We start from the raw sequence: 25,077 nt of genomic DNA, 5'->3' as shown, positions 1-25,077 counted from the left end.
GTTAAGGTTGAGAGATCAACAGAAAGCCGGATACGCAGCGTGTGGCCTGACTCAATGAGAACAGGCGGCACGATGAGACGCACACAATTTAGTAAAAACGCTTCAGCATGATATACCGCCAGTTACGCCTGACGACCATAGCACGCGTGAACCACCTGATCCCTTGCCGAACTCAGCAGTGAAACCGCTTAGCGCCGATGGTAGTGTGGGGTCTCCCCATGCGAGAGTAGGTCATCGTCAGGCACCTATACCAAAAAACCCCCAGGGCTAACGCCTTGGGGGTTTTTTTTATGGCAAAATGCACTCCTCAAGGAGGATTGCCCATGACTCAGATGCGCTGGGAACAGCTACTTTCCCCACGTCGTCTTCACGACCAACGCTCGACAAGTACTCGTGAAATCGGTCGTAGCCCGTTTCATAAAGATCATGACCGGATTGTTTTTTCAGGCTCATTCAGGCGACTTGGCCGTAAGACACAGGTGCATCCACTAACAGAAAACGATCATATCCATACTCGCCTAACTCACTCACTAGAAGTCGGCTGTGTCGGCCGTTCTCTGGGTATGATTGTCGGAGAGTTACTGCGTGATCGCTTGCCAGAATGGATAACGCCCGCTGATCTTGGCGTCATTGTGCAGACAGCGTGCCTGGGGCATGATATTGGGAATCCCCCTTTTGGGCATGCCGGTGAGTATGCCATTCGCGACTGGTTTCAGCGTGCTCAAAGCAGTGGGCTATTAGAAGGCCTTTCAGACGCTGAGCGCGAGGACCTTTTGACCTACGAAGGTAACGCTCAAGGTTTTCGGGTAATTACTCAGATCGAATATAACCAGTTTAATGGTGGCATGCGGCTGTCAGCGGCCACCCTGGGTGCGCTACTTAAATACCCTTGGACGGTTCGTTACAGCGGACGCGCGGGAAAATTCGGCGCTTACCAGTCAGAGCAGGCGCTACTTAAAGAAGTGGCTGAAGCGGTAGGTTTGTTGCCGCAAGGCGAGCAGCGCTGGTGTCGCCACCCGCTGGCCTGGCTTGTCGAAGCCGCCGATGATATCTGTTACGCCCTGTTAGACCTGGAAGATGGCTTAGAAATGGGGATTCTGCGCTATGAAGAAGTCGTCGAAATACTGCGCCAAATTGCCGGAGAATTCCCGCCTGAGTATGCCGATATGCAAGCCCGTAATGTCTCCCAGCGGCGGCGTATCGCGTTACTCCGTGGTGCCGCTATGGAACGTGCCGTCAATGATGTCGGCGCGGTGTTTGTACAGCATGAGCAGGCCCTGCTAAGCGGCACCCTCAGTGACGACCTATTAGAGCTGTGTCACCCCGACCTTGGGTGGGGTGTTCAGGCTGCGAAGCAGCTTGCCCGAGAGCGTATTTTCCAAAACGAGCGTAAAGCGAAATTAGAGATTGGTGCCTATACGACGCTAGGTATTCTCTTGGAAGCTTTTATTGGTGCTGCCCACGAGCTACATCACACCGGGCATTCATCGTTTAAACATCAGCGTGTGTTGGCCCTGATTGGCGAAAACACGCCGCTGCCTTCTTGGCCGCTTTACGATAGCTACCGCCGAATGCTGGACTTTATCGGTGGGATGACGGACCACTATGCAGTCGATCTTGCCCAAGAGATGGGTGGGCGGTTACGCGGCGACTAAGCCGTACATTATACGGACGGCTGGCGGAGATGTTTGAGTTCCATTAGCCGTGCCCGCTCCAGCAAGATATGGATGACCTTATCGTGAATGGCATCGCTCATCTGTCCCGGTGTTATCTCGGTGAGCTGTTGGGCAAGCTGCTCGCCACTTACCACTAAGATATCCGGTGAGGCCTCGCTGGTATCAATCTCCCAGCCGGGCAGCACTAACACTCCTTTAACCGGTACCGGCACACTGCAGCGGCGCTCTAACCATTGGCTGAGCCAGCTAACGCCCTGACGCGTTTTATGCAGTGGTCGGCGCTCTTGCCAATGTGGAAAGCGTAGCCGCTCGCGCTCTACCGCCACTGTGTTGAGTTCGTTGCCATCAGTGCCGATAGCGAGTGTTCTTGCCCTTGTTTCCACCACAAAAACACCATGAGGTGTTACTACCACGTGATCAATCGTGAAGCTATCGGTGGGGACATCATGAAATACGTAATAGGGGTGGGCCTCAGGGCGGACTAAACGCTCAAGCTCTTGGCCAACGGCAAGCTCGCAAGCGAGGCCTAATTTTAGTCGCCGAATACGTTGATAGTCACGCACCAGCAGCAGTGAAAACGTAAGTACCAGCAGCGTGCTGAGTAGCCCATATAAAGCCCATTCGACCCAATCTTGTTGATCCACAAATAGCATGCGGCCCATGCCATACACCAGAGGGGCCAAGCTAATGATGGGCCCTAACGCCCCGTTTAGAAATAGGTTGGAAAAAGCTTGGTCAAGGCGATGGCGCAGCGCTTGGCCCGGTTCATGAAGGGGAGCTTTGAAGGGCGAATGGACACGCGCATCGTGTAGGTTGCGCAGCGCCAGGACAATACTGGCCATTGCCGCCATGGGGAATAAAAAAATGAGGGGTAGCAAGTATTCCAGCCAAGCCATTGCAGTGCCTTGCCCTATAGCGACTTACTTGACGGTAAGTCTTGGTGGTGTAGAGGCTTTAACCCCCTGCGAGTTTAACCTGATAGCCGAGTGTACTGAGCTCCTGGCACAGAACTTCACGATGGTCGCCTTGTATTTCAATAATACCGTCTTTAACAGCTCCGCCCGTCCCACAACGTTTTTTAAGCGTTTTTGCTAACGTTTTAAGTTCATCACCAGTCAAAGGGATGCCGCTAACAGTAGTAACCCCTTTACCTTTACGGCCGCTGGTTTCGCGTCGAATACGCACAATGCCATCTAGGGCGGCTAAGCGCTGTTGTTCGCTTAGATCATCACAGTGACAGGCTTCAAGTGCTTCCCGACAGGTGGGGCAGGTTTTACCATGTTCGGTGGAGTAAACCAGCCCACCCAATTGGTCACGTAAAGAGGCCATTATCATCCTCCGATAGAGTGTTGAGGCACGGGTGTCTGCCAATATTCACGTGTGAGACGCTCCACTACGGCGGGTAACTGATACATATTACTGATCATAATGGCAGTTTCAGGCGTCTCTTCGGCATCCGGGAAACGATTTAAATGAATCACCGTCATCCCCGCTTTCAGTGCTGCGCGAACACCTACTAAGGCATCGTCTATAGCGATACAGTCACGCGCTGCATAGCCCATGATACTGGCTGCGTGTAAATGTAAACAGGGTTCAGGCTTCCAGCAATTGGCGGTATAGCCACTGAAAAAGCGTTTTCCAAAATAATGGTTAAGGCCTGTGGCTTCTAGCGCCGTAAGAATTTTACTTTCAGGCCCATTAGAGACTACCGCGCTCGGGTAAGAGCTCAGTATATCTAACGCTTCACGAGCACCTGGTATGGTCGTCAACTCTTGGGCAAGCCGAGTGGCTAGATTGGCTCGCATAATGATTTCCATGCGCTCAAGCTGATCAGGATCAACATCACCATAGCGCTGTTGAAGTTCAGCAACGATACGCCGAAAGCGCGCTCCACGAAATTCACCGAGGTAATCGGTAGTAGCAAACGGCAGCCCTACTGAATTAAGCCCGACGGCCATCTCTTCAGCTAGTAACGGTTCGCTATCGACGAGTGTGCCATCACAGTCAAACAGCAAAAGTGGGAGCGGCATTACGGTTCCTTGCAGCGGCTTTAGCGCTGCCAGTGTTAGTTGAAGCCATCTATACTGCTATTGAACGGGATTTTACGTCATTTGTGAACACTGTTTTGTTATTTTTTGCTTGCCTATACGCTACTTTTGAGACAGCTTAAACGGCTACGCCCATTTTGGTGGCCGCTGTTGTCTGTCATCTAGCTTCAGGAAACGCTGTAGCGCTAGCCTTGGAAACGGCCAAGCTGCGCTGAAGAGATAGTAGGGATACACTATTTTGACATAACCACAACATGGAGAACGTCCGATGCGATTCACCCCTTGGATCCTACCCTTAGCCCTCAGCGCTGCTTTGCTAACGACGACTGGCTATGTGTTTGCTGATAATCATGAAACGGAAAGCGAACAGCACGAACCTCTCAATGATGAAGCGCTTGAAAAGGAATACGGTATTAAAGCGGGCTCGGTAAAACGTGACGAAGTGGCGTTATCTAGCGATGCCGAGGATACCAATGAGCAGACCCGTGTGCGTGAAGAAGAAGAGGAGGAAGAGAAGCACGAAGAAGTAGCCACCAGCGCAGGCGAGGATGACGTAGAGTTAGAGACTGGCAAGAGTGAAGAGCGGAACCCAGAGGCTGGCACAGGCGGTACTGGCAGTCCGGATGATGCTATTCATAGCAGCGAAGAAGAAAATAAAGATGACGAGGGAGACACTGACGATAACGAGTAACGCCAGTGCCAGAAGCACTATTTAGCTAGTCGGCGTGAGTTCGCGCTGCTGCGCTGATGGTAAGGTTTCATTGCGCGCTGGCTGGTAACCCACCACGGGGCTGATTGTCCGTTAATTGAATTAAACAGCGCTTTCTGCATTTCGAGGCCAGCTTCCATGCTGGCCTCGAGTTTTTCGGTGACCATTTTTTGATTTTCTTTCATCATATTAGGGCTGAAAAAGGGCTGTGTTTGCCATAAATGATTGCGCATAGTGATGGTCGACAGAGACGTAGTCCAGAGTTCAAATGCCATTAGGCCCGCCTTCCAAATATCGAACATTGCGAGCGGAGTGATAGGCATAAGCGGCGTCGTTGTGGTGCTTTTCATGAGTATTGGCCTCTCGATTGGAGCACGAAACCTCGTGGTCACATCAACAGTGTTAGCGTATCAATGCTGCGATGCAATATGTATTTTGTCGAGCATAACGTGTGTTAGCTAAAAAAAAAGACGACCAACCGGTCGTCTTTTCGTTAAGCAATTGTACTAACAGGATTACTTGATTTTAGGCGCCATTTCGCCGCGCTCGTAGCGCAGGGACATCGCTTCAAGGCTAATCGGTTTGATCTTGCTGGCGTTGCCTGCAGTGCCAAAGGCCTCATAGCGCGCAATACACAGATCGCGCATCGCCGTAACGGTTTCTTTAAGGAATTTACGAGGGTCGAATTCAGCAGGGTTTTGTGCCATAAAACGACGTACAGCGCCTGTAGATGCTAGGCGTAGGTCAGTATCGATATTCACCTTACGCACGCCGTGCTTAATCCCTTCAACGATCTCTTCCACCGGAACACCGTAGGTTTCTGAAATTTGGCCGCCGTACTGGTTTATCACTTCCAGCCACTCTTGCGGCACGGATGAAGAGCCGTGCATAACGAGGTGGGTGTCCGGAATCCGCGCATGGATCTCTTTGATGCGCTGGATAGAGAGCGTGTCACCAGTAGGCGGCTTAGTGAATTTATAAGCGCCGTGGCTGGTGCCAATGGCAATGGCCAAGGCGTCTACGTGCGTCGCTTTGACGAATTCGGCCGCTTCTTCAGGGTCGGTCAGCAGCTGTTCCATATCCAGCTTGCCTTCAGCACCAATGCCGTCTTCTTCACCGGCCATGCCTGTTTCCAGACTGCCCAGGCAGCCCAGCTCGCCTTCAACCGACACACCGCAGGCGTGGGCCATTTCGACTGCACGACGGGTAACGTTAACGTTGTAGTCGTAATCGGTGGGTGTTTTGCCGTCTTCGCCCAGTGAGCCATCCATCATTACCGAGGAGAAGCCAAGCTGGATAGAGCGCTGGCAAATTGCAGGGCTAGTGCCGTGATCTTGATGCATGACCACCGGGATATGGGGAAACTCTTCTACGGCCGCTAAAATAAGGTGGCGTAGAAACGGGGCTCCCGCATATTTACGAGCGCCAGCAGAGGCTTGCACGATTACCGGTGAATCGGTGGCATCAGCAGCTTCCATAATGGCGCGCATCTGCTCAAGATTATTAACGTTAAATGCCGGGATGCCGTAGCCATATTCGGCGGCATGGTCGAGCATTTGGCGCATGCTGATCAGAGCCATTAAATCACCTTATCTAAGTTTTAAAAAAAGCATGTTGTCACAATGAGGCTATTAACGCCGCGGCTTTATTGCACGGGTGGTTTAAGTCGCCCCATATTAACCGCGTTTGGCAGCAGCTTCGAGCGCTGCTACGGCGGGCAGCTGCTTGCCTTCGACATACTCAAGGAAAGCACCGCCGCCGGTGGAGATATAGGAGACACGATCAGCAATGGCATATTTATCAATAGCCGCTAACGTATCACCGCCGCCTGCAATCGAGAAACCTGCGCTATCGACGATAGCCTGGGCGATAACCTGGGTGCCTTTGCCAAACTGATCGATTTCAAATACCCCGACTGGGCCATTCCACAATATGGTGCCAGCATCTTTGAGCATACTGGCCAAGTGAGCGGCGGTATCGGGGCCAATATCTAAAATCATCTCGTTGTCAGCTACTTGATCGACCGGTTTGACGATGGCCTCTGCCGATTCAGAAAACTCAGTGGCCACCACAACATCGGTAGGTAACGGAATCGACACCTTCTCCATCAGGGCTTTTGCCTGACCCATCAAATCGGCTTCATAGAGTGATTTGCCGACATTATAGCCCGCAGCGGCGATAAAGGTGTTGGCGATGCCGCCGCCCACGATCAACTGGTCGCATTTGTCGGCCAGCGCAGTAAGCACGTCAAGTTTGGTAGAGACTTTTGAGCCACCAACGATCGCCACCATAGGACGTGCCGGTTTCGCCAGGGCTTTTTGCAAAGCATCGAGCTCTTGGGCCAGTAGCGGGCCTGCGCAAGCACTGGGTGCAAAACGGGCCACGCCGTGAGTAGACGCTTGTGCGCGATGAGCCGTGCCAAACGCATCCATGACAAAAATATCGCATAGCGCGGCATACTGCTGCGCCAACTGCTCGTCATCTTTTTTCTCGCCGTTATTGAAGCGAACATTTTCAAGCAGCACCACATCACCGTTGGCGATGTCTAACGTCTCACCAAGATACGTCTTAATTAGCGGTACTGGGCGACCTAGCAGCTCAGCCAAGTGCTCAGCCACCGGCGCGAGCGAGAATTCATCGGCGGGTTCGCCTTCAGTGGGGCGCCCCAAGTGGCTCATTAGCATTACTTTCGCGCCAGCCTTCATGGCTGCTTGAATCGTCGGCAATGCGGCGCGTAGGCGTGCGTCGCTGGAGACGCGGCCATGTTTGATGGGCACATTCAAATCTTCACGGATCAGCACGCGTTGCCCTTCCAGGGGAAGGTCAGTCATCTTTTTCACGTTCATGTGAGCGGTTTCCTCGTGTTTATGCCGTTGAACTAAGGGTAAACAGATAATGCAACTAGGTTACGTCTGTGCCGAAAGTGTGGCCAGCCGCTGACTAATATCGAGCATCCGGTTGGCGAACCCCCACTCGTTATCGAACCAGCACAGCAGTTTGATAAGACGCTTGCCCGCCACCCGGGTTTGCGTGGCGTCCAGAATGCCTGAGCGCGGATCGTGGTTGAAATCAACGGATGCCATCGGCGCTTCAGTATAGCCAAGAACGCCCTTTAAGCGCTGCTGGCTGGCGGCCAAAAGTAGCGCATTGACGTCATCACGGTGAGTATCGCGGCTGACCGTCAGCGCTACATCCATGGCAGATACATTGATGGTTGGAACACGTACGTGCAGGCACTCAAAGCGGCCCGCCAGATGGGGCATCAGGCGGCTAATACCCAGTGCCAAGCCGGTATCGACCGGCACGATAGAGTGCATTGCCGAGCGAGTAAGGCGCAGATCGGTTTGATGATAGGCATCAATGACCGGTTGATCATTCATCGCCGAGTGAATGGTAGTGGTGACGCCGTGCTCAAGACCGAGCGCTTCATCCAGAATGGTTAACAGTGGTACAAGACAGTTGGTAGTGCACGAGGCGGCAGAGAGAATTCGCTGCGATAGCGTCAACTCACTCTCGTTGATGCCCCAGACGATGGTGGTATCGACGTCATTTTCAGCAGGCTGAGAAAACAGTAGGCGTTTAGCGCCAGCCTCTAGATGCTGTTCGGCGGTGGCGCGATCTTTAAAGCTCCCAGAGCACTCTAAAACCAGATCCACATCAAGCGCCTTCCAGGGCAGCTTGCGTGGGTCCCGTTCGCACAACACCTGAATGCGCTGACCGTTGACCATAAGGCACTGACCATCATGGTCGACATCGCCTGGAAAGCGGCCATGGGTAGTGTCGTAGCGTGTCAGGTAGGTAATGGTGGCAAGATCAGAGAGCTCATTTATGGCGACCACTTCAAGCTCCGGGTGATGCCGCTCAACGAGGGCCCGCAGCACGCATTGGCCAATGCGTCCGTAACCGTTAATGGCGATGCGATATCTGGGAGCAGAATTAGCCATGCAGAAGGGTGGCTCTTAAAAGTGAGTCAATAAACAAAATGGAGTTGAAACCTACGGGATGATAACGCATTTCAGCCAGCGATTCTTACCGGCGGCGTTTCCCCATTAGCTCCCCATGCCTATCAGTCGCCAAGCGAGCGGTAGTAGCATGGCGGTGAAAATGCCGGTTAGGCTCATCCCTAGTGATGCAAAAGCCCCGGCGGTTGGGCTAATCTCAAATGCTCTGACAGTGCCAATGGCATGTCCGTTAAGCCCAAGCGCAAAACCGATTAATCGCTCGTCATCAATGCGCAAAAACCGCGTGGTAAGGCTGACGCAGGGTATCGTCGCCACGCCGGTAATCAATAATGCCCCCATGAGAAGCGCCACCGTACCGCCCAACTGCTCGGTAATACCGATAGCGATAGGGGCAGTCACCGATTTAGCGGCAAGAGAGGCGAGTATGGTGTCAGAGCTACCCAGTAGCCAAGCAATCGCCAGCGAGTAGAACGCTGCCAGCGTAGCGGCAATGGGCAGGCAAATAGCCAGCGGCCGCCATAGCTCAACGATACGCGGCAACTGCTGGTAAAGCGGCATACCTAACGCCACGGTAGCAGGCCCCAGCAGCACAGTGAGCCAAGTGGCACCCTGATGATAAGTGGCGTAAGGCAGCCCCATTAGCGCTAATGCCCCGGCCAGTAGCAGCGCCGCAATTAAGATGGCGGGCAGCCAGGAGGGGCGTTTTAGGCGCTGAAAAACCCCGTTCCCGATGAGATAAGCAGTCAGCGTTAACCCTACTGCAAACAGCGGGGTAGTCGTTAACAGGGTGAGTAGCGATGTATCAGCGGACATGGGTAGGTTTGATCAGCCGTTTGAGCAACCAAAGCGTTGTCACCACGCTGAGAAGCGTGCCCAGTAATAACGCGATGAGAATCGCGCTCCATTGCCCGGCCAGCTCGCCGATGATGAAAAACACCCCAACAACACCGGGCATTATCAGCATAGCGAGAAGGGCAATTAGCGGCTGGGCGGCGGCAGCAATACTGCTAGGAACGCGACCACGCATGGCGAGCGTAACGCAAAGTAGCAGCATGCCAATAACGCCTGACGAGATCGGCAAAGCGGTGAAATAGATCACCACTTCACCGATCAGCCAGTAGCTAATCAGCCATAGAAAGCCACTGAGCGCGGGCATGGCTTAGCCGAGTAGTTCGTTGGCTTGCTTGACCACATTCTCGACGGTAAAGCCGAAGTGTTTGAACAGATCCCCCGCCGGGGCGGATTCGCCGTAGGTGGTCATGCCGATCACACGGCCTTCCAGACCTACATACTTGTACCAGTAGTCGGCGTGAGCGGCTTCAATAGCGATACGCTTGGTGACCGCTTTAGGCAGTACGCTCTCACGGTACTCGGCGTCTTGACCGTTGAAGCGATAGGCCGACGGCATGGAGACCACGCGTACGGCTTTGCCCTGCTGCTCAAGCTCGGCGGCGGCGTCCATCGCCAACGACACTTCTGAGCCGGTGGCAATCAGAATCAACTCCGGCGTTCCTTCGCTATCCTTGAGAACGTACGCACCGTTTTGAATGGCTGCCAACTGCGCTTTCGTGCGCTGCTGGTGGGGTAGGTTCTGGCGTGACAGTACTAGCGCCGTGGGGCCGGAGTGGCGCTTGATGGCGGCATCCCAAGAGGCGGCGGTTTCCACTGCATCACAGGGGCGCCAAGTATTGAGGTTCGGCGTGGTGCGCAGGTTGGTGAGCTGCTCAATCGGTTGGTGGGTCGGGCCATCTTCACCCAGGCCGATGGAGTCATGGGTGAACACGTAGATCACCTGCTGGCCCATCAGCGACGCCATGCGGATCGAGTTACGCATGTACTCCATAAAGATTAGGAAGGTTGCTCCGTAAGGTACCAAGCCGCCGTGCAGAGCGATGCCGTTCATGACCGCCCCCATGCCGAACTCACGAACACCGTAGTGCAGGTAGTTACCGCTGGCGTCTTCCGGGGTGATCGCTTTGGCGCCTTTCCAGAAAGTCAGGTTGGAGGGCGCCAAATCGGCACTGCCACCCAGCAGTTCTGGCATTTGCGGGCCAATCGTATTCAACACTTCAAAGGAGGCTTTGCGAGACGCGATGGTCTCGCCGCGTTCTTGGGCCTGCTCAATCAATGCTTCCGTGGCAAGCTCTGCGGGGAGCTGGCGCTTCATCCGGCGCTTAAACTCGCGCGCTTCCGTGGGGAAGGCTTCGGCGTAGCGAGTGAAGCGCTCATCCCAAGCCTGCTGGACAGCTTTACCTGCGTCGCGAGCATCCCAGGCTGAGTAGATAGGCTCAGGGATATGGAACGGGGCGTGAGGCCAGTCTAGCTGGGTGCGGGCCAGGGCGACTTCTTCATCGCCGAGCGGGGCGCCGTGAGCGTCCTCCTTGCCCTGCTTGTTGGGAGCACCAAAGCCAATGATGGTTTTACAGATAATCAGGCTTGGCTTATCGTCATGGCTCTTGGCCAGCTCAATAGCGGCTTTGATCTCTTCAGGCTTATGTCCATCAACGTTGGGTACTACGTGCCAGCCATAGGCTTCAAAACGCTTGGCGGTATCGTCGGTAAACCAGCCTTCGACTTCGCCATCAATAGAGATGCCGTTGTCGTCGTAAAGCGCGATCAATTTACCCAGCTGCTGGGTGCCGGCTAGGGAGGCCGCTTCATGGGAGATACCTTCCATCAAGCAGCCGTCACCCAGGAAGCACCACGTGTGGTGGTCAACAATCGTGTGCCCCGGGCGGTTGAACTGCGCCGCCAGGGTTTTTTCCGCGATGGCAAAGCCTACGGCGTTGGCAAAACCCTGACCCAGCGGGCCAGTGGTGGTTTCAATGCCAGGCGCGTAACCGAATTCCGGGTGGCCCGCGGTGGGCGAGTGCAGCTGGCGGAAATTCTGCAGTTGTTCCAGGCTTAACTCATAGCCGCTTAAATGCAGCAGAGAGTAAAGCAGCATGGAGCCGTGACCATTGGAAAGCACGAACCGGTCACGATCGGCCCACTTGGGGTCTTCGGGGTTGTGCTTGAGGTAGTCATTCCATAGCACCTCGGCGATATCAGCCATACCCATGGGGGCGCCAGGATGGCCGGACTTGGCCTTCTGAACGGCATCCATGGAAAGCGCGCGAATGGCATTGGCTAGCTCAAAACGGGATGGCATGGGGGTGCTCCTCGCCTGGAAACAGAAATTATAAAGCCACTATTGTCGCTGACTTCCCATGTTGCGGCAAATATGACGGCAAATTCTGGTAAGCGCGTTCTGGGAAGCATCGCCGGCAGCGTGTAGACTCTGCCCCCCGAAGTGGTGGAGAAAGTGGTGCTGCCGCTTCTCTTACGGGCAGGAGTTACCTGCCATGATTTCCTGCTGATGCTGTGCATTAGAGACAGCCATCATACAGAGGGTCGAGTGCGCGATGAGCGAATATTCCCTGTTTACCTCCGAGTCCGTCTCCGAAGGTCATCCCGATAAGATTGCCGATCAGATCTCTGACGCGGTGTTAGATGCCATCATCGCCCGTGATAAACAGGCCCGCGTTGCCTGTGAAACCATGGTGAAAACCGGGGTGGCGATCATTGCCGGCGAAATTACCACCTCTGCTTGGGTTGATTTAGAAACCCTCGTGCGCGATGTGATTATCAGCATCGGCTATAACTCGTCTGATGTTGGCTTTGATGGCGCGACTTGTGGCGTGGTTAACCTGATCGGTAAGCAGAGTGTTGAGATTGCCCAAGGCGTTGACCGCAGTAAACCGGAAGATCAGGGCGCTGGCGACCAGGGCCTGATGTTCGGTTATGCGACCAACGAAACCGACTCGTTTATGCCTGCCCCGATCCACTACTCGCACCGTTTAGTCGAGCGTCAGGCCGAACTGCGTAAAAATGGCCTGTTACCGTGGCTGCGCCCGGATGCCAAGAGCCAGGTAACCTTCCGCTATAACGCTGAAGGTCAGCCCTGCGGTGTTGATGCCATCGTGCTCTCTACCCAACACGACCCAGATATTGATCAGGAAGACCTGCGCAAAATGATCAAGCGCGAGGTCATTGAGCAAGTCATCCCCGCCGAGTGGTTGGATGGCAGCACCCAGTACCATATCAACCCGACCGGCAAATTTGTGATTGGCGGTCCGGTAGGCGACTGTGGGCTGACTGGCCGCAAAATTATCGTCGACACCTACGGCGGCATGGCGCGCCACGGTGGTGGCGCGTTCTCGGGCAAAGACCCCTCTAAAGTGGATCGTAGCGCCGCCTATGCAGGCCGCTATGTAGCTAAGAACGTAGTGGCCTCGGGGCTGGCTGACAAGTGTGAGATTCAGGTCTCCTACGCGATTGGCGTTGCCGAGCCGACGTCGGTCTCCATCGATACCTTCGGCACCGGTAAAATTGACGATGCCAAGATCGTTGCGCTAGTTCGCGAGCACTTTGACCTGCGCCCCTACGCGATCACCAAAATGCTTGATCTGCTGCACCCGATGTATCAGCTCACCGCCGCTTACGGCCACTTTGGCCGGGCACCGTTCGAGCACAGCTACACCTGGAGTGACGATAAAGGCCAAGTGCATACCGAAACCTTTACCGCCTTCCCGTGGGAAAAGGTTGATAAGGCCGATGCACTGCGTAAGGCTGCCGGTTTGTAAGAGATTCGCTACACCGTTTGTAAGCAATGTATTAAATCGCCCCTTTGGCTTCGGCCGGGGGCTTTTTTTATGCGCTATTTCAAAACCCTGCGCTAGGCTAAGTCTAAAGGCTGATGTGTTAACGCGGGGGTAAGTAATGTTGTTGGGTGTACGGACTTGGCTGTTGGGTGGCCTGATCTGGCTTGTCACTTTTTCCGCACACGCTGCCCAATGCCCAGATTGGCCGGAGGAGCGCTTAAGCCGCGAAAGCAAAGCTCTGGCCGAGCAGGTTCAGCGCTGGGACACTGCCTACCATGACGAGGGCGTCGCGCTGATCGACGATGCCCTTTACGACCAAGCGTTAGAGCGCCTAGCCACCTGGCAGCGTTGCCTGGGCAATGTACCTGACCATCGCCCGCTTACGCGCGTTAAACGCAGCAGCGGCACCCTTGAGCACCCTGCGGCGCAGCGTGGGCTTGATAAAGCTGATGACGATGGCGTCAGACGTTTTACCAGCCGCCGCGAAGACCTGTGGATCCAGCCCAAAGTGGACGGCGTGGCGATTACGTTGCGCTATGAAAATGGCGAACTAGTCGAAGCCGTTAGCCGTGGCGATGGCGAGCGGGGCCAGGATTGGACGGCCCGTGCCCGACAGCTCCCTGCCATTCCCAATACGCTACCTGAGTCTATTTCTGCAGTACTCCAAGGCGAGCTGTATTGGCGGTTAACCCAACACGTGCAGTCGCGTTCACCCGCATCGGGTGCCCGGGGCGCCGTGGCGGGAGCAATGGCGCAATCCTCCCCTGAAACCGCCACCCTTGAACGTATTGGCCTGTTTGTTTGGGATTGGCCCGATGGGCCTAGCGCAATGCAAGAACGTTTAGCTCGGCTAAGTGAGCTAGGCTTTGATAGCGCTGACTATACTCATCCACTGGATGATCGCCGTGATGCCGCTTACTGGCGTGATAGCTGGTTTAACGGCCCTCTGCCATTTGCCACCGACGGCGTAGTCATCAAACAGGCAGAGCGCCCCGGCGTGCGCCGCTGGTCATCTTCGCCCCCAGAGTGGGCTATTGCCTGGAAATACCCCGCCCAGCAGGCGCTAGCGGAAGTGCGCGGCATTGAGTTTCGTGTTGGGCGCACCGGGCGCGTGACGCCACTGGTGTGGCTTAATCCGGTACAGCTGGAGGGACGACGCATTAGCCGCGTCTCACTGGGCTCGCTGGAGCGCTGGGAATCACTGGATGTTCGCCCCGGCGACCAGGTGGCGATTACGCTTGCGGGGTTAACAATTCCCCAGTTAAGCGAGGTGGTGTGGCACACCCAGGAGCGCTCACCGCTGAAGCCGCCTTTACCCCAGCGTTACCACCTGCTGAGCTGTTTTGAGTTAACCCCAGGCTGCGAAAGCCAGCTGCTGGCGCGGCTCACTTACCTTGGCGAGCAGCTAGGTATGCAGGGGATCGGTGAAGGTACCTGGCAAGCGCTATTAGAAGCGGGTGTCGTTACTCAGTTACTGGACTGGCTGGTGGTTGCGCCAAGCCAGCTGGAACAGGCTTACGGCATTGGCGAGGCCACCGCCGCCACGCTTACCGAGCAATTTCATGTCGCCCGCAGTCAGCCGTTTGCGGCATGGCTGAGGGCGCTGGGCGCGCCACCAGGTAGCGAGACAGCGCGGGGAGACTGGCAGCGCTTGGCGGACTACCAGCGTGACGATTGGCAATCAATCCCCGGCATTGGTCCGGTTCGCGCTGACGCGCTGGTAGCATTTTTCAGCTACCCAGAAGTACAGCGCATGGCTTGGCAACTGCAGCAGGCGGGCGTTGCAGGTTTTAGCCTAGCCCGGTGAGGCGCAGCATTAAACCAAGGTAAAGCGGAACCAGCAGCGGCGCGAGCAGTGTGGTGACCAGCACTGCTAACGCGCCTTTTTGCGGCTGAATACCCAGCTCCATCGCCACCACCACCACGTTAGCCGCCATCGGCACCACGCCCATCAACAGCAGCGCTAACGCTAGCTCTGTGGAAAGTGGCGCGATCCACTGCAGTGTTAACACGGCCACGAGCATGACTACTGGCCACATCAGGTAGCGCAATCCTACGCAGGCGACGACAAATCGCGTATCCCAGGCGGAAAGCGTCACTTGGCTAAGCGTCATACCAATAATCATCATGCCCAGCAGCGTGTAGGTGGCAGGAAACACTTGCAGCGAATTCATGACCGCGGCGGGAATGGTTACCTCAAGACAGCTTAGCAGTAACGCTAATAGGAAGGCGTAGATAAGCGGCAGGCGCGAAATTTTGATTAGGCTCTCGCGTACTGAAAAGCGACCGCGAGCACTTAGATAAAAGCCCACGGTAAATTCGTAAATATTAATCCCCAGCATACAGAACAGGTAAAGGGTAACGCCTTCAGGGGGTAGCAAAATCAGCGCAATCGGCAGGCCAAAATAGCCGGTATTACCCGTTCCTGAGGAGAACGCCAGCAGGGCCGCTTCCTGCTCACCAAAACGGTGGCGAGTAATGCGCTGTACTACCATGGCCATTAGGCTTGCCAGAATGAATAGCGCTAATGTGAGTAAAAGATAGTTAGGTGTTGGGCCGCCGTTCATCAGCGCGCGAAAAATCGTAAAAGGCGCTATCAGGTAAACCAGCAGCGTCGCAATCGGGCGAGGGTCTAGCTTGAGTCGTTGGGCGGCGAGCCAGCCGAGCCCCACGTAGCTGAGTAGCATAAGTAACGGCCCAACGAGCGCCCCAGGTGCAAGATCCATTTATCCTCCCGTTGTAGGTGTGGTGACTGACGAACATGAGCCGAATTAAAGGCCGAGCGTGAAATCTTTCATTAGCCCCAGCGCAATGGAACAGCGAGAATACCCCAAAATATCATCACTATTGATCTAAAAAGGAAATCCCATGAGCAGCCACGAGCATCCGTTAGGTATCAGCTTTGAATTCTTCCCGCCCAATACCGATGCTGGGCGAGATAAGCTGATCCACGTTCGTGATGAGCTGGCCGCCCGCAAACCGCGTTTTTTCTCGGTAACCTATGGCGCCGGGGGGTCAACGCAGGCGCGTACCCGCGAAGTAGTGCGTGCAGTCGGCGAGAGTGGTATCACCACTGCGCCGCACCTTTCTTGTATTGGTAGTGAGAAAGCCCAGCTTCGCGACCTGCTGGCACAGTACCGGGAAGAGGGCGTGGATAGCCTGGTCGCGCTGCGTGGTGACATGCCCTCCGGTATGGGGAGCATTGGTGAGCTGCGTTATGCTAACGAACTGGTTGAGTTTATTCGCACGGAAACCGGCGACCATTTCGATATCGCTGTAGCCGCTTATCCTGAATCTCATCCACAGGCGCCTAATCTTGATAAGGATGTGGAAAACTTTGCGCGTAAAATGAAGGCGGGCGCCAATATGGCCATCACCCAGTACTTTTTCACCGCCGATGCCTATTTCAACTTCGTTGATAAAGCCCGCGCGCTGGGCGTTGAGCAGCCGATTATTCCCGGCATTATGCCGATTACCAACTACACCAAGCTGGCGCGTTTCTCTGACGCCTGCGGCGCCGAGATCCCGCGCTGGATTCGCAAGCAGTTGGAATCATATGGTGACGACAGCGAAGCGATTGCCGCTTTTGGCACCGATGTGGTGAGCCGTCTTTGTCAACGATTGCTGGATGGTGGCGCGCCAGGCCTGCATTTTTATACCCTTAACCAAGCCGCGCCGGTACTGAAAGTCGTCGACAACCTGACTGACTAATCTCTCTTTATTTCTACTGGTTGGCGCTTACGAAAAACCCCGCTCAACGTCGTTGAGCGGGGTTTTTTACGCTTAGTATTTAGTGGCTTACACTCAGCCAGCTTGCGCTGTTTTATTACCACCGCCGTGTAGCTTGCGCTGCATGACGAATAGCACGATACCAATCGCGAGGCCGAGGACGTCGGTATAGATACCGCCGTAGATCATAAACATCGCCCCCACTAGCATGACAACGCGCTGCCAAGCATTAACCGGTCCAAAGAACCACGCTTGTACCATGCCCGACAGCAGAACAATCCCCAGCGTTGCAGTCACCCCAACGCGAAGGATCTGCATCGGCGAACCTTCCATCAGCATGGCGGGGCTGTAGAAGAACATAAACGGCACAATGAACGCGGCCAAGCCAATCTTGAACGAGGCCACCGACGTGCCCATGGGATTGTCGCCAGAAATGCCAGCCGCTGCATAGGAAGCCAAGGCAACTGGCGGGGTGATCGCCGACACGACTGCAAAATAGAACACGAAGAAGTGCGCGATCAGTGGCTCAATACCGATATTGATTAGGCCCGGCGCAACGACTGACGCAGCCACCGCATAGGCGGCGGTGGTCGGCATGCCCATCCCCAGCAAAATGCTGATCAACATGGCAAATACAAGTGCTAGCAGTTGGCTGACACCCGCTAAACCAAGCAGCAGTGACGAGAAGCGTGCACCGACACCCGTCAGCGAAATCACCCCGACGATTAAGCCCGCGCAGGCGCACACGGCGATAATCTGAATCGACATGGTGCCTGCAATCTGCAGGGCTTTAAGGATTGCGCGAAGGCCCATTTTGTTGGGTGAAATCCAGCTCACGACGGCGGCTGAAGCGGTTGCCAGGGTACCGGCGCGGATGACCGAGTAACCCATAAACAGCGCGACAATCAGGATGATAATGGGTGCAAACAGATAAACCTGTTTTACCAGCTTCGAGAACAGCGGAATCTCATCCTTGCGCATACCGCGCATGCCTTTACGGGCGGCTTCAAAGTCGACCATAAAGTAGATAGAGGCAAAATAGAGGATGGCAGGAATGATCGCCGCAATGGCAATTTCGGTATACGGAATACCGGTCACTTCAGCCATGATGAATGCGCCAGCACCCATGATCGGCGGCATGATCTGCCCACCGGTTGAGGCGGCGGCTTCGATGGCACCCGCACTACGCGCGGGGTAACCGACTTTTTTCATCAAGGGAATGGTCAAGGAGCCGGTAGAAACCACGTTACCCGCCGATGTGCCATTGATCATGCCCATCAGGCCAGAGGCGAAAATAGCCACTTTAGCGGGGCCACCACGGGCACGACCCGCTGCGGCAAAAGCAAAGTTGACGAAGTAGTCGCCGACTTTCGAAGCCTGAAGAAATGCGGCAAAAATGATGAATAGAATAATATAGGTCGACGAGACTGCCGTGGTGGGCCCGAGGATACCGGCGTCGGTGTAGACCTGGCTGAAGAAGCGCTGCAGTGACAGGCCCGGGTAGCCCAAAAAGCCCGGCAAATAAGGACCGGCGAAAACGTAGGTCAAAAAGACCGCGGAAATCACGACGAGGGCTAAACCCGCCACCCGGCGAGTAAGTTCTAGAATCAGCAGAGAACCTGCGATGGCCGCCCAGGAAATGCCTGACGGCGCAAATGACGTACCCGTCGACATACGGATATTGGTGTTATAAGCCACCAGCAAATAGCCTGCGCTCGCCATCGCGCAAACCATCAGCACCAAATCGGCAGGGTTGAAGCGGTGCCGAGCTTGACGGTAAAACCATGACAGCACAATCGCACCCGCCGTCGTCGCCATGAGCGGATAGCCGTAGTGCCAGTTTTCGACACTTGGGTCGATGCGCATGGCACTACCGCTGAGCGTTTGATACATCACGAAAACTTGCGCCAAGGTATAGGCAGCGGGAATCAGTAGCGCATAGCTAACCCACTTAATCCAGGCGCCTGACGCCTGATGATCGTCCTCGGCAAAGCGGGCACCGGCAAATAGCCCGTAACCCAGAATAAGTGCACCGGCAATGTGTACGATACGAAACGACCAGGTTTCCATCGGATACACGTTGAGTGAAATCAGGTGGAAACTTGAGTAAGCGATCGCTAATGCCGCAAATAGCAAGAATTGCCAGCCCGTAAACAGGCGGCGATTGGGTTCAACAACGTCGTCATCGACACCATCAGCAATAGACTCGGGTATCGCAGAAGCCGCGTGGGCATCATCCTTGAGGCCAGTGGGTTCTTGGTCGGTTTTGTGACTCATTAGAGTTCACCCTCACAGCAAAAGCAGACAAAGGGGGGTAGCAGCGAAAGCTGCCCCGCCCGGCGAAACCGGAAACGGGGCAGTTAGAACGGTTTGAAGGTTGCTTAGTTGATCATATCATCAGCAATTTCATAGCCGTTCTCTTCATACCAGCGAGCAGCACCGGGGTGGAACGGCAGCACGGTGTTGTGCTTGATGTTTTCTGGAATGGTGGTTTCAGCACTGCGGTGCACTGAGCGCATGCGGTCGTTGTTTTCCATGGTGGCCTTGGTGACTTCATAAACGAAATCTTCCGGCAGATCACAGCCAGCGATAGCGAAGTTCCACATGGAAACCGCACGGGCATCTTCTTCCAGCGTGGTGTAGGTGTTGGCCGGAATCATAAACTCAGCAACGGGGAAGTTTTCCAACACCGTGGCCAGCTCTTCTTCGTTAAATTCGATGATGTTGACGTCAGTTTGCACTTCCAACTGGCTAACGGCGGGAATCGGGATGCCCGCAGCGAAGGCGACAACGTCAAGCAGACCATCCTGCAACTGACCGCCCAGGTCTGACCAGCCGCCGTTACGGCGCTCGAAGTCAACGCCCAAGGTTTCTAAAATGGCCGGGAAGTAAGTGTCAGACGTTGAGGCAGCCGGACCAAAACCGATACGTGCGCCATCCGGAATGTCGGAGATTGACTCAATGCCGCTGTCAGAAAGCGCGGTAATGGAGAATGGCGTTTCGTACATGGGGAACATGGCGCATACATTGTCCATCTTCATACCAGGCGCCAGCGGGCTTTCGCCTTTAACGGCATCAGAAGCGGGACCCATGGTGGTTAAGCCAAATGCCATGTCGCCCGTGTGCACGAGTGCCAGGTTTTGAGTCGGGCCACCGGTGACTTCACCGCCACCCGATACACCCAGCTCATCAGCAATAAAGTTTGCCCAGCCTGAACCGTAAACGAAGTAAGTGCCGCCTTGGCTTGCGGTACCCACGGTGAAGTTGTCAGGCCAATCGGAACGGTCTGCTTGAGCTTGAGCACTGCTGGCAGCCGCCACAAGCAGGGCGCTGCTGGCGAGAAGAGTGAACGTTTTAGGCATTTGATTGCGCATGGCGAAAGTTCCTAGCTGTTATTGGGGTTATAGTCTGATGATTCCGAGTAATAGCGCTCATCGAACGGCATTAATCAGGCTATGCAGCAGTTATAACAGCGATAGTTGTGCCAGCTTATCTTTATGATTTTAAAATCAAATGCTTATGATTTTTTTATTCAACTTTGGTGGAAAGGGCTTTTCGCTATTGTGTCCGGTTGTTCGCACGGCAGCGGCTTTTTAGTGTGCGGATAACCGCACGCTTGCTGCGCTCTTTTGATACGAACAGGGCGAGAGGAGGGTATTAGCGAGAAGATTTGCCTGGATCCATAATGCGTACGGGTTGCACATCCTGCTGTTTCTGATCATCGCGGAGCTGGTTAACCCGGGTGGTCATTTCGGTAAGCGCATCTTCTTCGATAGGCAGTTGCTCAAAAAAATCGCAGCTGACGCACTCGCGGTAGCGGATGCCATTTTGTTCCCAGGCGCGGATACGATCCATCGCCGCACAGCGCGGGCAGGTAACACCGGCGATAAAGCGTTTAACAGTCGACATTCGAAACTCCAAACGCGTGGCACTCAAGGTGCCACGCATGGGAAATGGTTTAAAAAAGCTTAAGCAGCGCGAATGCCGCAGTGGCGCAGCAGCGGTTCGACGCTGGGTTCACGGCCACGAAAGGCGACAAACAGGTCCGCCGCGTCTCGGGCACCGCCCTGTTCGAGGATTTCGCAACGAAAGCGCTGTCCTGTTTCAGGGTCGAAGATACCGGCCTCTTCAAAGGCGCTCCAGGCATCCGCCGAGAGTACTTCCGCCCACTTGTAGCTGTAGTAACCGGCAGCGTAGCCCCCGGCGAATACGTGGCCAAAGCTATTCTGAAAGCGGTTGTACGATACTTTCGGTAACACTGATACGGCATCGCGCACTTCATCTAACAAATTTTGCACGTCGCTGGCGCTGGGAGCGGTTAACTCATGATGCAGTCGCAAATCAAACAGCGAGAACTCAATTTGACGCATCATGCCCATAGCGGATTGGAAATTCTTAGCCGCTTGCAGGCGCTCAAGCAGCTCTGCAGGTAGCGCTTCTCCGCTATCCACGTGCTTGGCGAGCAAGTCTAGCCCTTCGCGCTCCCAGCAGTAGTTTTCCATAAACTGGCTGGGCAGTTCGACGGCATCCCAGGCAACGCCATTAATGCCGGAAATATCGGCTATGTGCTGTTTGGTCAGCATATGGTGAAGACCGTGACCAAACTCATGGAACAGCGTGGTGACTTCATCGTGGGTGAGCAGCGCAGGGCGACCGCCTACCGGGGCCGTGAAGTTGCAGGTTAAAAAGGCGACCGGCAATTGCAGGCCCTGCTCTGTTTGACGCCGCACGCGGCAATCCGCCATCCAAGCGCCGCCCCGCTTCCCTTCACGGGCGTAGAGATCCAGATAAAAACCGGCAATCGGCTGGCCGTTTTCGGTAATGCGGAAATAGCGTACGTCAGGGTGGTAGCGAGGCGCTTCGGTATCCTCTTCAAAGCGCACGCCATAAAGACGCTCGACCACCTGAAACAAGCCATCGACCACCCGTGGCGCGGGAAAGTAAGGGCGTAGCTGCTCTTGAGAAATAGCATGGCGCGCTTCACGCAATTTTTCACTGGCGTAGGCAACATCCCACGGTTCTAGAGTCTCCAGGCCAAGCTCGTTTTGGGCATAGGTGCTCAGCTCAGCAAACTCTTCTTGCGCCTGGGGAAGCGCTCGGCGGGCTAAGTCGCTGAGAAAGTCGAGTACCTGTTCGGGGGACTCTGCCATTTTGGTGGCCAGTGAATAATCAGCGTAGGTGTCAAAGCCGAGTAGTTGGGCAATTTCGCTACGTAGCGCCAGTATCTCTTCCATGATCGCGGCATTATCAAACTTGCCCGCGTCGGGGCCCTGGTCTGAGGCGCGGGTAACGAAGGCGGTATATACTTCGCGACGCAGCTCGCGGTTGTCAGCGTAGCTAACCACCGGGAAAAAGCTGGGGAAATCCAGGGTGATACGGTAGCCCGCCACGCCTTTCGCTTCGGCGGTCGCTTTTAATGTTTCAAGGGCGCTTTCGGGTACACCCGCTAAGGCTTCTTGGCTGTCGATATCTTTGTGCCATGCTTGAGTGGCATCCAGCACGTTATTCGAGAACTGGTTTGACAGCATGGAGAGTCGCGACTGAATCTCGCCGTAGCGGGCTTTTTTGTCTGCGGGAAGGTCTACACCGGCCAGACGAAAATCGCGCAGCGCATTCTCAACAGTACGCCGCTGTGCGGCATCCAGGGTTCCCCAGGCCGGGCCCTCTTTTAGCGCTTGCCAGCCATGAAACAGCCCTTCGTGTTGGCCAACCCAGGTGCCAAAAGCGGAGAGTTTTTCAAGGCATGCCTGATATGCTTCGCGCAATTCTGGAGAGTTCATGGTGCCGTTAAGGTGCGAGACCGGTGACCATGCTTTGGTAAGCCGATCATTAACCGCTTCCAGCGGCACCGCAAAATTCTCCCAGCTTGGCGGGGCGGCGGCTGCCTGTTCGGCGAGGCGGTCAATAGCTTCGCGGCTCTCGCTAAGCAGCGTTTCCACAGCGGGCTCCACATGCTCGGCGCGAATCTCAGCAAAGGGGGGTAGCTCGTGCGTTTCAAGCAGCGGGTTGGTGGACATAGGCACCTCAAGTGGCATCGTTTTTAAAACCGTATAGGAAGCGCAAAACGCGCAATAATAATGACACAGTGCGGGCGGTGGGGCTGCGTTTCAATGTTAGCTTCAACAACTATAACAACGATGTTTAATATCGGGGTTTAATGCCAGGGTTTAATATCAGGATTTACGCTTAGGGTTTGGCCTGCACGCAAGCGCCTGCTAGTCTTGCCGCCTTTTATTGCCACCAATGGCAGGAGCATGTGATGAGCGAGACGCTGGAGCGCTGGGGGTCGAAGCGGGCCTTTATCTTGGCGGTAACAGGTGCTGCGGTGGGGTTAGGCAACATCTGGCGCTTCCCTTATGTGGCGGGGGAGAACGGTGGTGCGGCCTTTTTGCTGATTTACGTGGCATTCGTGCTACTGCTGGGTATCCCAGTGATGATGGCGGAGATACTGATTGGCCGTGCCGGTCGGCGTGGGCCGATGCAGGCGTTGGGGGCCTTGGCGGCCGAGGCGGGTGCTTCCCCTCACTGGCGCTGGCTAGGGCTGTTCGGAGCGTTCACCGTGTTCTGCATTTTATCGTTCTACTCGGTGGTGTCCGGCTGGTCGATTGAGTTTCTGGTGGCCTCCGTTAACGGCAATTTTAATGGCGCGAGTGCCGCTGAGATCGGTGCCAGCTTTGAATCTTTTTTAGCCAATCCGGGGCTGCTGATTTTTAATCACTCGCTGTTTCTGTTTATGACCATGACCGTGGTAGCGGCGGGCGTTGCCAAGGGGTTGGAGCGGCTGAACAACCTGCTGATGCCGCTGCTGTATCTGTTGTTGCTGCTCTTGGCGGGCTATGCCGCGACCACCGATGGTTTTGGTACGGCGCTGGCGTGGCTGTTCTTACCCTCTTTCGAGGCGCTGACACCATCGGTAGTGGTGCATGCCATGGGCCATGCCTTCTTCACGTTGGCGGTGGGGGCCTGTGCATTAATGGCCTATGGCGCTTATATGCCGGAAGAGCAAAGCTTACCCAAGGCGGCGGTTGCGGTCGCAGTGCTCGATATCAGCGTGGCATTACTGGCGGGGATCGCTATTTTCTCAGTGGTATTCGCTCAGGGCATGGACCCTGCCGACGGCCCGGGCTTGATGTTTGTGACGTTGCCTATCGCCTTTTCTGAGCTGCCATGGGGCTCGGTATGGCTAAGCGTGTTCTTTTTACTGTTGTTATTGGCCACCTGGACATCGGCGATTAATCTAGCGGAGCCGATGGTCGCCACGCTGCAAGGGCTGGGGCTGCGTCGGAGTATCTCGACGGCGATCATAGCGCTCAGTGTCTGGTTGATCGGGCTATTATCAGCTTTCTCCTTCTCCTCCCTGGCTGAGTTTCGGCCGCTGTTTGGGCGCAATGTCTTTGAGCTTGTTAGCAGTATACCGCCGGATGTTTTTCTGCCTTTGGGCGGCTTGTTGATCGCGGTTTTTGCGGCTTGGATCATGCCACGTGAAAGGGTGGTCAGCGCGTTAGGCGTGGGTGAACGCGGCTATTTAGTGTGGCGTAATATCATCCGCTGGGTGTCGATTCCGCTGACCTTTATTGTTCTATTGGCCGGGTTGCTATAGTGGGGTGATCGAGTTCTCTACTTTTTCCATCCAAAATCTCAGGAGCGAGTGATGAGCAGTGCGCTAAGAGGCTATCAAGGTATCGAACCCCAATTGGGTGAGCGTGTTTATATTGATCCGGCCAGCGTGGTCATTGGCGATGTGGTGCTGGGTGACGACTGCTCCGTGTGGCCAATGACGGTGATTCGCGGCGATATGCACCGAATTCGTATCGGCGCCCGAACGAGCGTGCAGGATGGCAGCGTGCTGCATATAACCCACGCCAGTGACTTCAGCCCCGACGGCTTTCCGCTCACCATTGGGGACGACGTGACGATCGGCCATAAAGCGATTCTGCATGGCTGCACGCTAGGAAATCGAATCCTAGTGGGTATGGGGGCGATTGTCATGGATGGTGCTGTCGTCGAGGACGAGGTTATTATCGCTGCGGGCGCTGTCGTCACGCCGGGGAAACATTTGGAAAGTGGTTATGTGTATGCTGGTAATCCGGCCAAAGCGATGCGGCCGCTGAAAGATAAAGAGCGCGCTTTCTTTCCCTATACCGCCGGTAACTACGTCAAATTAAAAGACCGTTTCTTGGCAGAAGCGTCTCTTTAATCATTTTTCTTAGAGAAGCCTAAGCAGTTGCTCAGCCAACCTTTTTTCTAAATAAGTCATGTCGCGGCCGCAATAAATCTGTTAATTTATACAGTTTTCTGTTGTGCAGACTC

General features: G+C 55.0%; 22 protein-coding genes and 1 rRNA gene. 8 read left to right on the top strand and 15 right to left on the bottom strand.

Annotated features, from left to right (window positions below; translation table 11 throughout):
* Positions 1 to 127 precede the first annotated feature (127 nt).
* Together rrf and KO116_RS21090 are read left to right on the top strand one after the other, a co-directional pair.
* Positions 128 to 243: ribosomal RNA gene (rrf, locus tag KO116_RS21095) — 5S ribosomal RNA — on the top strand.
* An 80-nt stretch (positions 244 to 323) separates the two neighbouring features.
* A complete protein-coding gene (locus tag KO116_RS21090) occupies positions 324 to 1,655 on the top strand; it encodes a deoxyguanosinetriphosphate triphosphohydrolase (protein WP_035564913.1) in 1,332 nt (443 codons plus the stop codon).
* An 8-nt stretch (positions 1,656 to 1,663) separates the two neighbouring features.
* On the opposite strand, the gene KO116_RS21085 is transcribed toward KO116_RS21090, so the two are convergent.
* Genes KO116_RS21085 through KO116_RS21075 form a run of 3 tightly spaced genes read right to left on the bottom strand, consistent with a single transcriptional unit; the run spans position 1,664 to position 3,706 of the window.
* The gene (locus KO116_RS21085; RefSeq protein ID WP_035564911.1) at positions 1,664 to 2,572 is read right to left on the bottom strand and encodes a nuclease-related domain-containing protein; all 909 of its coding nucleotides are present in this window, start codon (positions 2,570 to 2,572) and stop codon (positions 1,664 to 1,666) included.
* Positions 2,573 to 2,630: 58 nt separating this feature from the next.
* Entirely contained in the window at positions 2,631 to 3,005 is a 375-nt protein-coding gene (locus KO116_RS21080) for a translation initiation factor Sui1 (protein ID WP_035564909.1), read from the bottom strand.
* Positions 3,006 to 3,007: 2 nt separating this feature from the next.
* Positions 3,008 to 3,706 carry an HAD family hydrolase gene (locus KO116_RS21075; protein ID WP_035564907.1) on the bottom strand — a complete coding sequence of 233 codons (699 nt, stop codon included), beginning with the start codon at positions 3,704 to 3,706 and terminating at the stop codon, positions 3,008 to 3,010.
* Positions 3,707 to 3,992: 286 nt separating this feature from the next.
* On the opposite strand from KO116_RS21075, the gene KO116_RS21070 reads away from it, so the two are divergent.
* Positions 3,993 to 4,415: a hypothetical protein gene (locus KO116_RS21070; protein ID WP_035564906.1), complete on the top strand. Its 423-nt coding sequence runs from the start codon at positions 3,993 to 3,995 to the stop codon at positions 4,413 to 4,415.
* Between the two features lie 17 nt (positions 4,416 to 4,432).
* On the opposite strand, the gene KO116_RS21065 is transcribed toward KO116_RS21070, so the two are convergent.
* The 7 genes from KO116_RS21065 to tkt all read right to left on the bottom strand — a co-directional run bounded on the left by KO116_RS21065 (position 4,433) and on the right by tkt (position 11,546).
* A complete protein-coding gene (locus tag KO116_RS21065; protein ID WP_035564904.1) occupies positions 4,433 to 4,783 on the bottom strand; it encodes a hypothetical protein in 351 nt (116 codons plus the stop codon).
* A gap of 165 nt (positions 4,784 to 4,948) precedes the next feature.
* On the bottom strand, positions 4,949 to 6,013 hold the full coding sequence (fba, locus tag KO116_RS21060) for a class II fructose-bisphosphate aldolase (protein WP_035564902.1): 1,065 nt from the start codon (positions 6,011 to 6,013) through the stop codon (positions 4,949 to 4,951).
* 96 nt (positions 6,014 to 6,109) lie between these two features.
* Positions 6,110 to 7,279: a phosphoglycerate kinase gene (locus KO116_RS21055; RefSeq protein WP_035564900.1), complete on the bottom strand. Its 1,170-nt coding sequence runs from the start codon at positions 7,277 to 7,279 to the stop codon at positions 6,110 to 6,112.
* A 60-nt stretch (positions 7,280 to 7,339) separates the two neighbouring features.
* Complete coding sequence (locus tag KO116_RS21050) at positions 7,340 to 8,377, bottom strand: type I glyceraldehyde-3-phosphate dehydrogenase (RefSeq protein WP_035564898.1); 1,038 nt, start codon at positions 8,375 to 8,377, stop codon at positions 7,340 to 7,342.
* Positions 8,378 to 8,482: 105 nt separating this feature from the next.
* Positions 8,483 to 9,208, bottom strand: a complete 726-nt coding sequence (locus tag KO116_RS21045; protein WP_035564896.1) for an LrgB family protein — start codon at positions 9,206 to 9,208, stop codon at positions 8,483 to 8,485.
* Positions 9,198 to 9,551 (bottom strand): CidA/LrgA family protein, encoded by a 354-nt coding sequence (locus KO116_RS21040; RefSeq protein ID WP_035564894.1) that lies wholly within the window; start codon positions 9,549 to 9,551, stop codon positions 9,198 to 9,200. The genes KO116_RS21045 and KO116_RS21040 overlap by 11 nt, the downstream gene beginning before the upstream one ends.
* 3 nt (positions 9,552 to 9,554) lie before the next feature.
* The gene (gene tkt / locus KO116_RS21035) at positions 9,555 to 11,546 is read right to left on the bottom strand and encodes a transketolase (protein WP_035564893.1); all 1,992 of its coding nucleotides are present in this window, start codon (positions 11,544 to 11,546) and stop codon (positions 9,555 to 9,557) included.
* A gap of 253 nt (positions 11,547 to 11,799) precedes the next feature.
* Here tkt and metK point away from each other — a divergent pair, with 253 nt between their 5' ends.
* On the top strand, positions 11,800 to 13,020 hold the full coding sequence (metK, locus tag KO116_RS21030; protein ID WP_035564892.1) for a methionine adenosyltransferase: 1,221 nt from the start codon (positions 11,800 to 11,802) through the stop codon (positions 13,018 to 13,020).
* 136 nt (positions 13,021 to 13,156) lie between these two features.
* A complete protein-coding gene (gene ligB / locus KO116_RS21025; RefSeq protein ID WP_035564891.1) occupies positions 13,157 to 14,845 on the top strand; it encodes an NAD-dependent DNA ligase LigB in 1,689 nt (562 codons plus the stop codon).
* Here the strand turns inward: ligB and KO116_RS21020 are convergent.
* Positions 14,829 to 15,764: an AEC family transporter gene (locus KO116_RS21020; RefSeq protein WP_035564890.1), complete on the bottom strand. Its 936-nt coding sequence runs from the start codon at positions 15,762 to 15,764 to the stop codon at positions 14,829 to 14,831. The genes ligB and KO116_RS21020 overlap by 17 nt on opposite strands.
* Before the next feature lie 142 nt (positions 15,765 to 15,906).
* Between KO116_RS21020 and metF the strand changes: the two genes are divergently transcribed.
* Positions 15,907 to 16,749: a methylenetetrahydrofolate reductase [NAD(P)H] gene (gene metF / locus KO116_RS21015; protein WP_008959643.1), complete on the top strand. Its 843-nt coding sequence runs from the start codon at positions 15,907 to 15,909 to the stop codon at positions 16,747 to 16,749.
* A 93-nt stretch (positions 16,750 to 16,842) separates the two neighbouring features.
* Here metF and KO116_RS21010 read toward each other — a convergent pair whose 3' ends face one another.
* The 4 genes from KO116_RS21010 to prlC form a co-directional block, all read right to left on the bottom strand.
* Positions 16,843 to 19,044 (bottom strand): TRAP transporter permease, encoded by a 2,202-nt coding sequence (locus KO116_RS21010; RefSeq protein WP_035564887.1) that lies wholly within the window; start codon positions 19,042 to 19,044, stop codon positions 16,843 to 16,845.
* Between the two features lie 104 nt (positions 19,045 to 19,148).
* Complete coding sequence (locus KO116_RS21005; RefSeq protein WP_035564886.1) at positions 19,149 to 20,141, bottom strand: TAXI family TRAP transporter solute-binding subunit; 993 nt, start codon at positions 20,139 to 20,141, stop codon at positions 19,149 to 19,151.
* A gap of 283 nt (positions 20,142 to 20,424) precedes the next feature.
* Positions 20,425 to 20,676, bottom strand: a complete 252-nt coding sequence (locus KO116_RS21000) for a YheV family putative zinc ribbon protein (protein WP_035564884.1) — start codon at positions 20,674 to 20,676, stop codon at positions 20,425 to 20,427.
* Positions 20,677 to 20,735: 59 nt separating this feature from the next.
* Positions 20,736 to 22,784: an oligopeptidase A gene (gene prlC / locus KO116_RS20995; protein WP_035564882.1), complete on the bottom strand. Its 2,049-nt coding sequence runs from the start codon at positions 22,782 to 22,784 to the stop codon at positions 20,736 to 20,738.
* 242 nt (positions 22,785 to 23,026) lie between these two features.
* On the opposite strand from prlC, the gene KO116_RS20990 reads away from it, so the two are divergent.
* Both KO116_RS20990 and KO116_RS20985 read left to right on the top strand, forming a co-directional pair.
* Positions 23,027 to 24,367: a sodium-dependent transporter gene (locus KO116_RS20990; RefSeq protein ID WP_035564879.1), complete on the top strand. Its 1,341-nt coding sequence runs from the start codon at positions 23,027 to 23,029 to the stop codon at positions 24,365 to 24,367.
* Between the two features lie 51 nt (positions 24,368 to 24,418).
* Positions 24,419 to 24,964, top strand: a complete 546-nt coding sequence (locus tag KO116_RS20985) for a gamma carbonic anhydrase family protein (protein WP_035564877.1) — start codon at positions 24,419 to 24,421, stop codon at positions 24,962 to 24,964.
* Positions 24,965 to 25,077 lie beyond the last annotated feature (113 nt).

Source organism: Halomonas sp. KO116 (genome assembly GCF_000734975.2).
In the GTDB taxonomy this organism is placed as follows: domain Bacteria; phylum Pseudomonadota; class Gammaproteobacteria; order Pseudomonadales; family Halomonadaceae; genus Vreelandella; species Vreelandella glaciei.
Note: the sequence above shows the minus strand (reverse complement) of the source record. Positions and strands in the feature narration are given on the sequence as shown.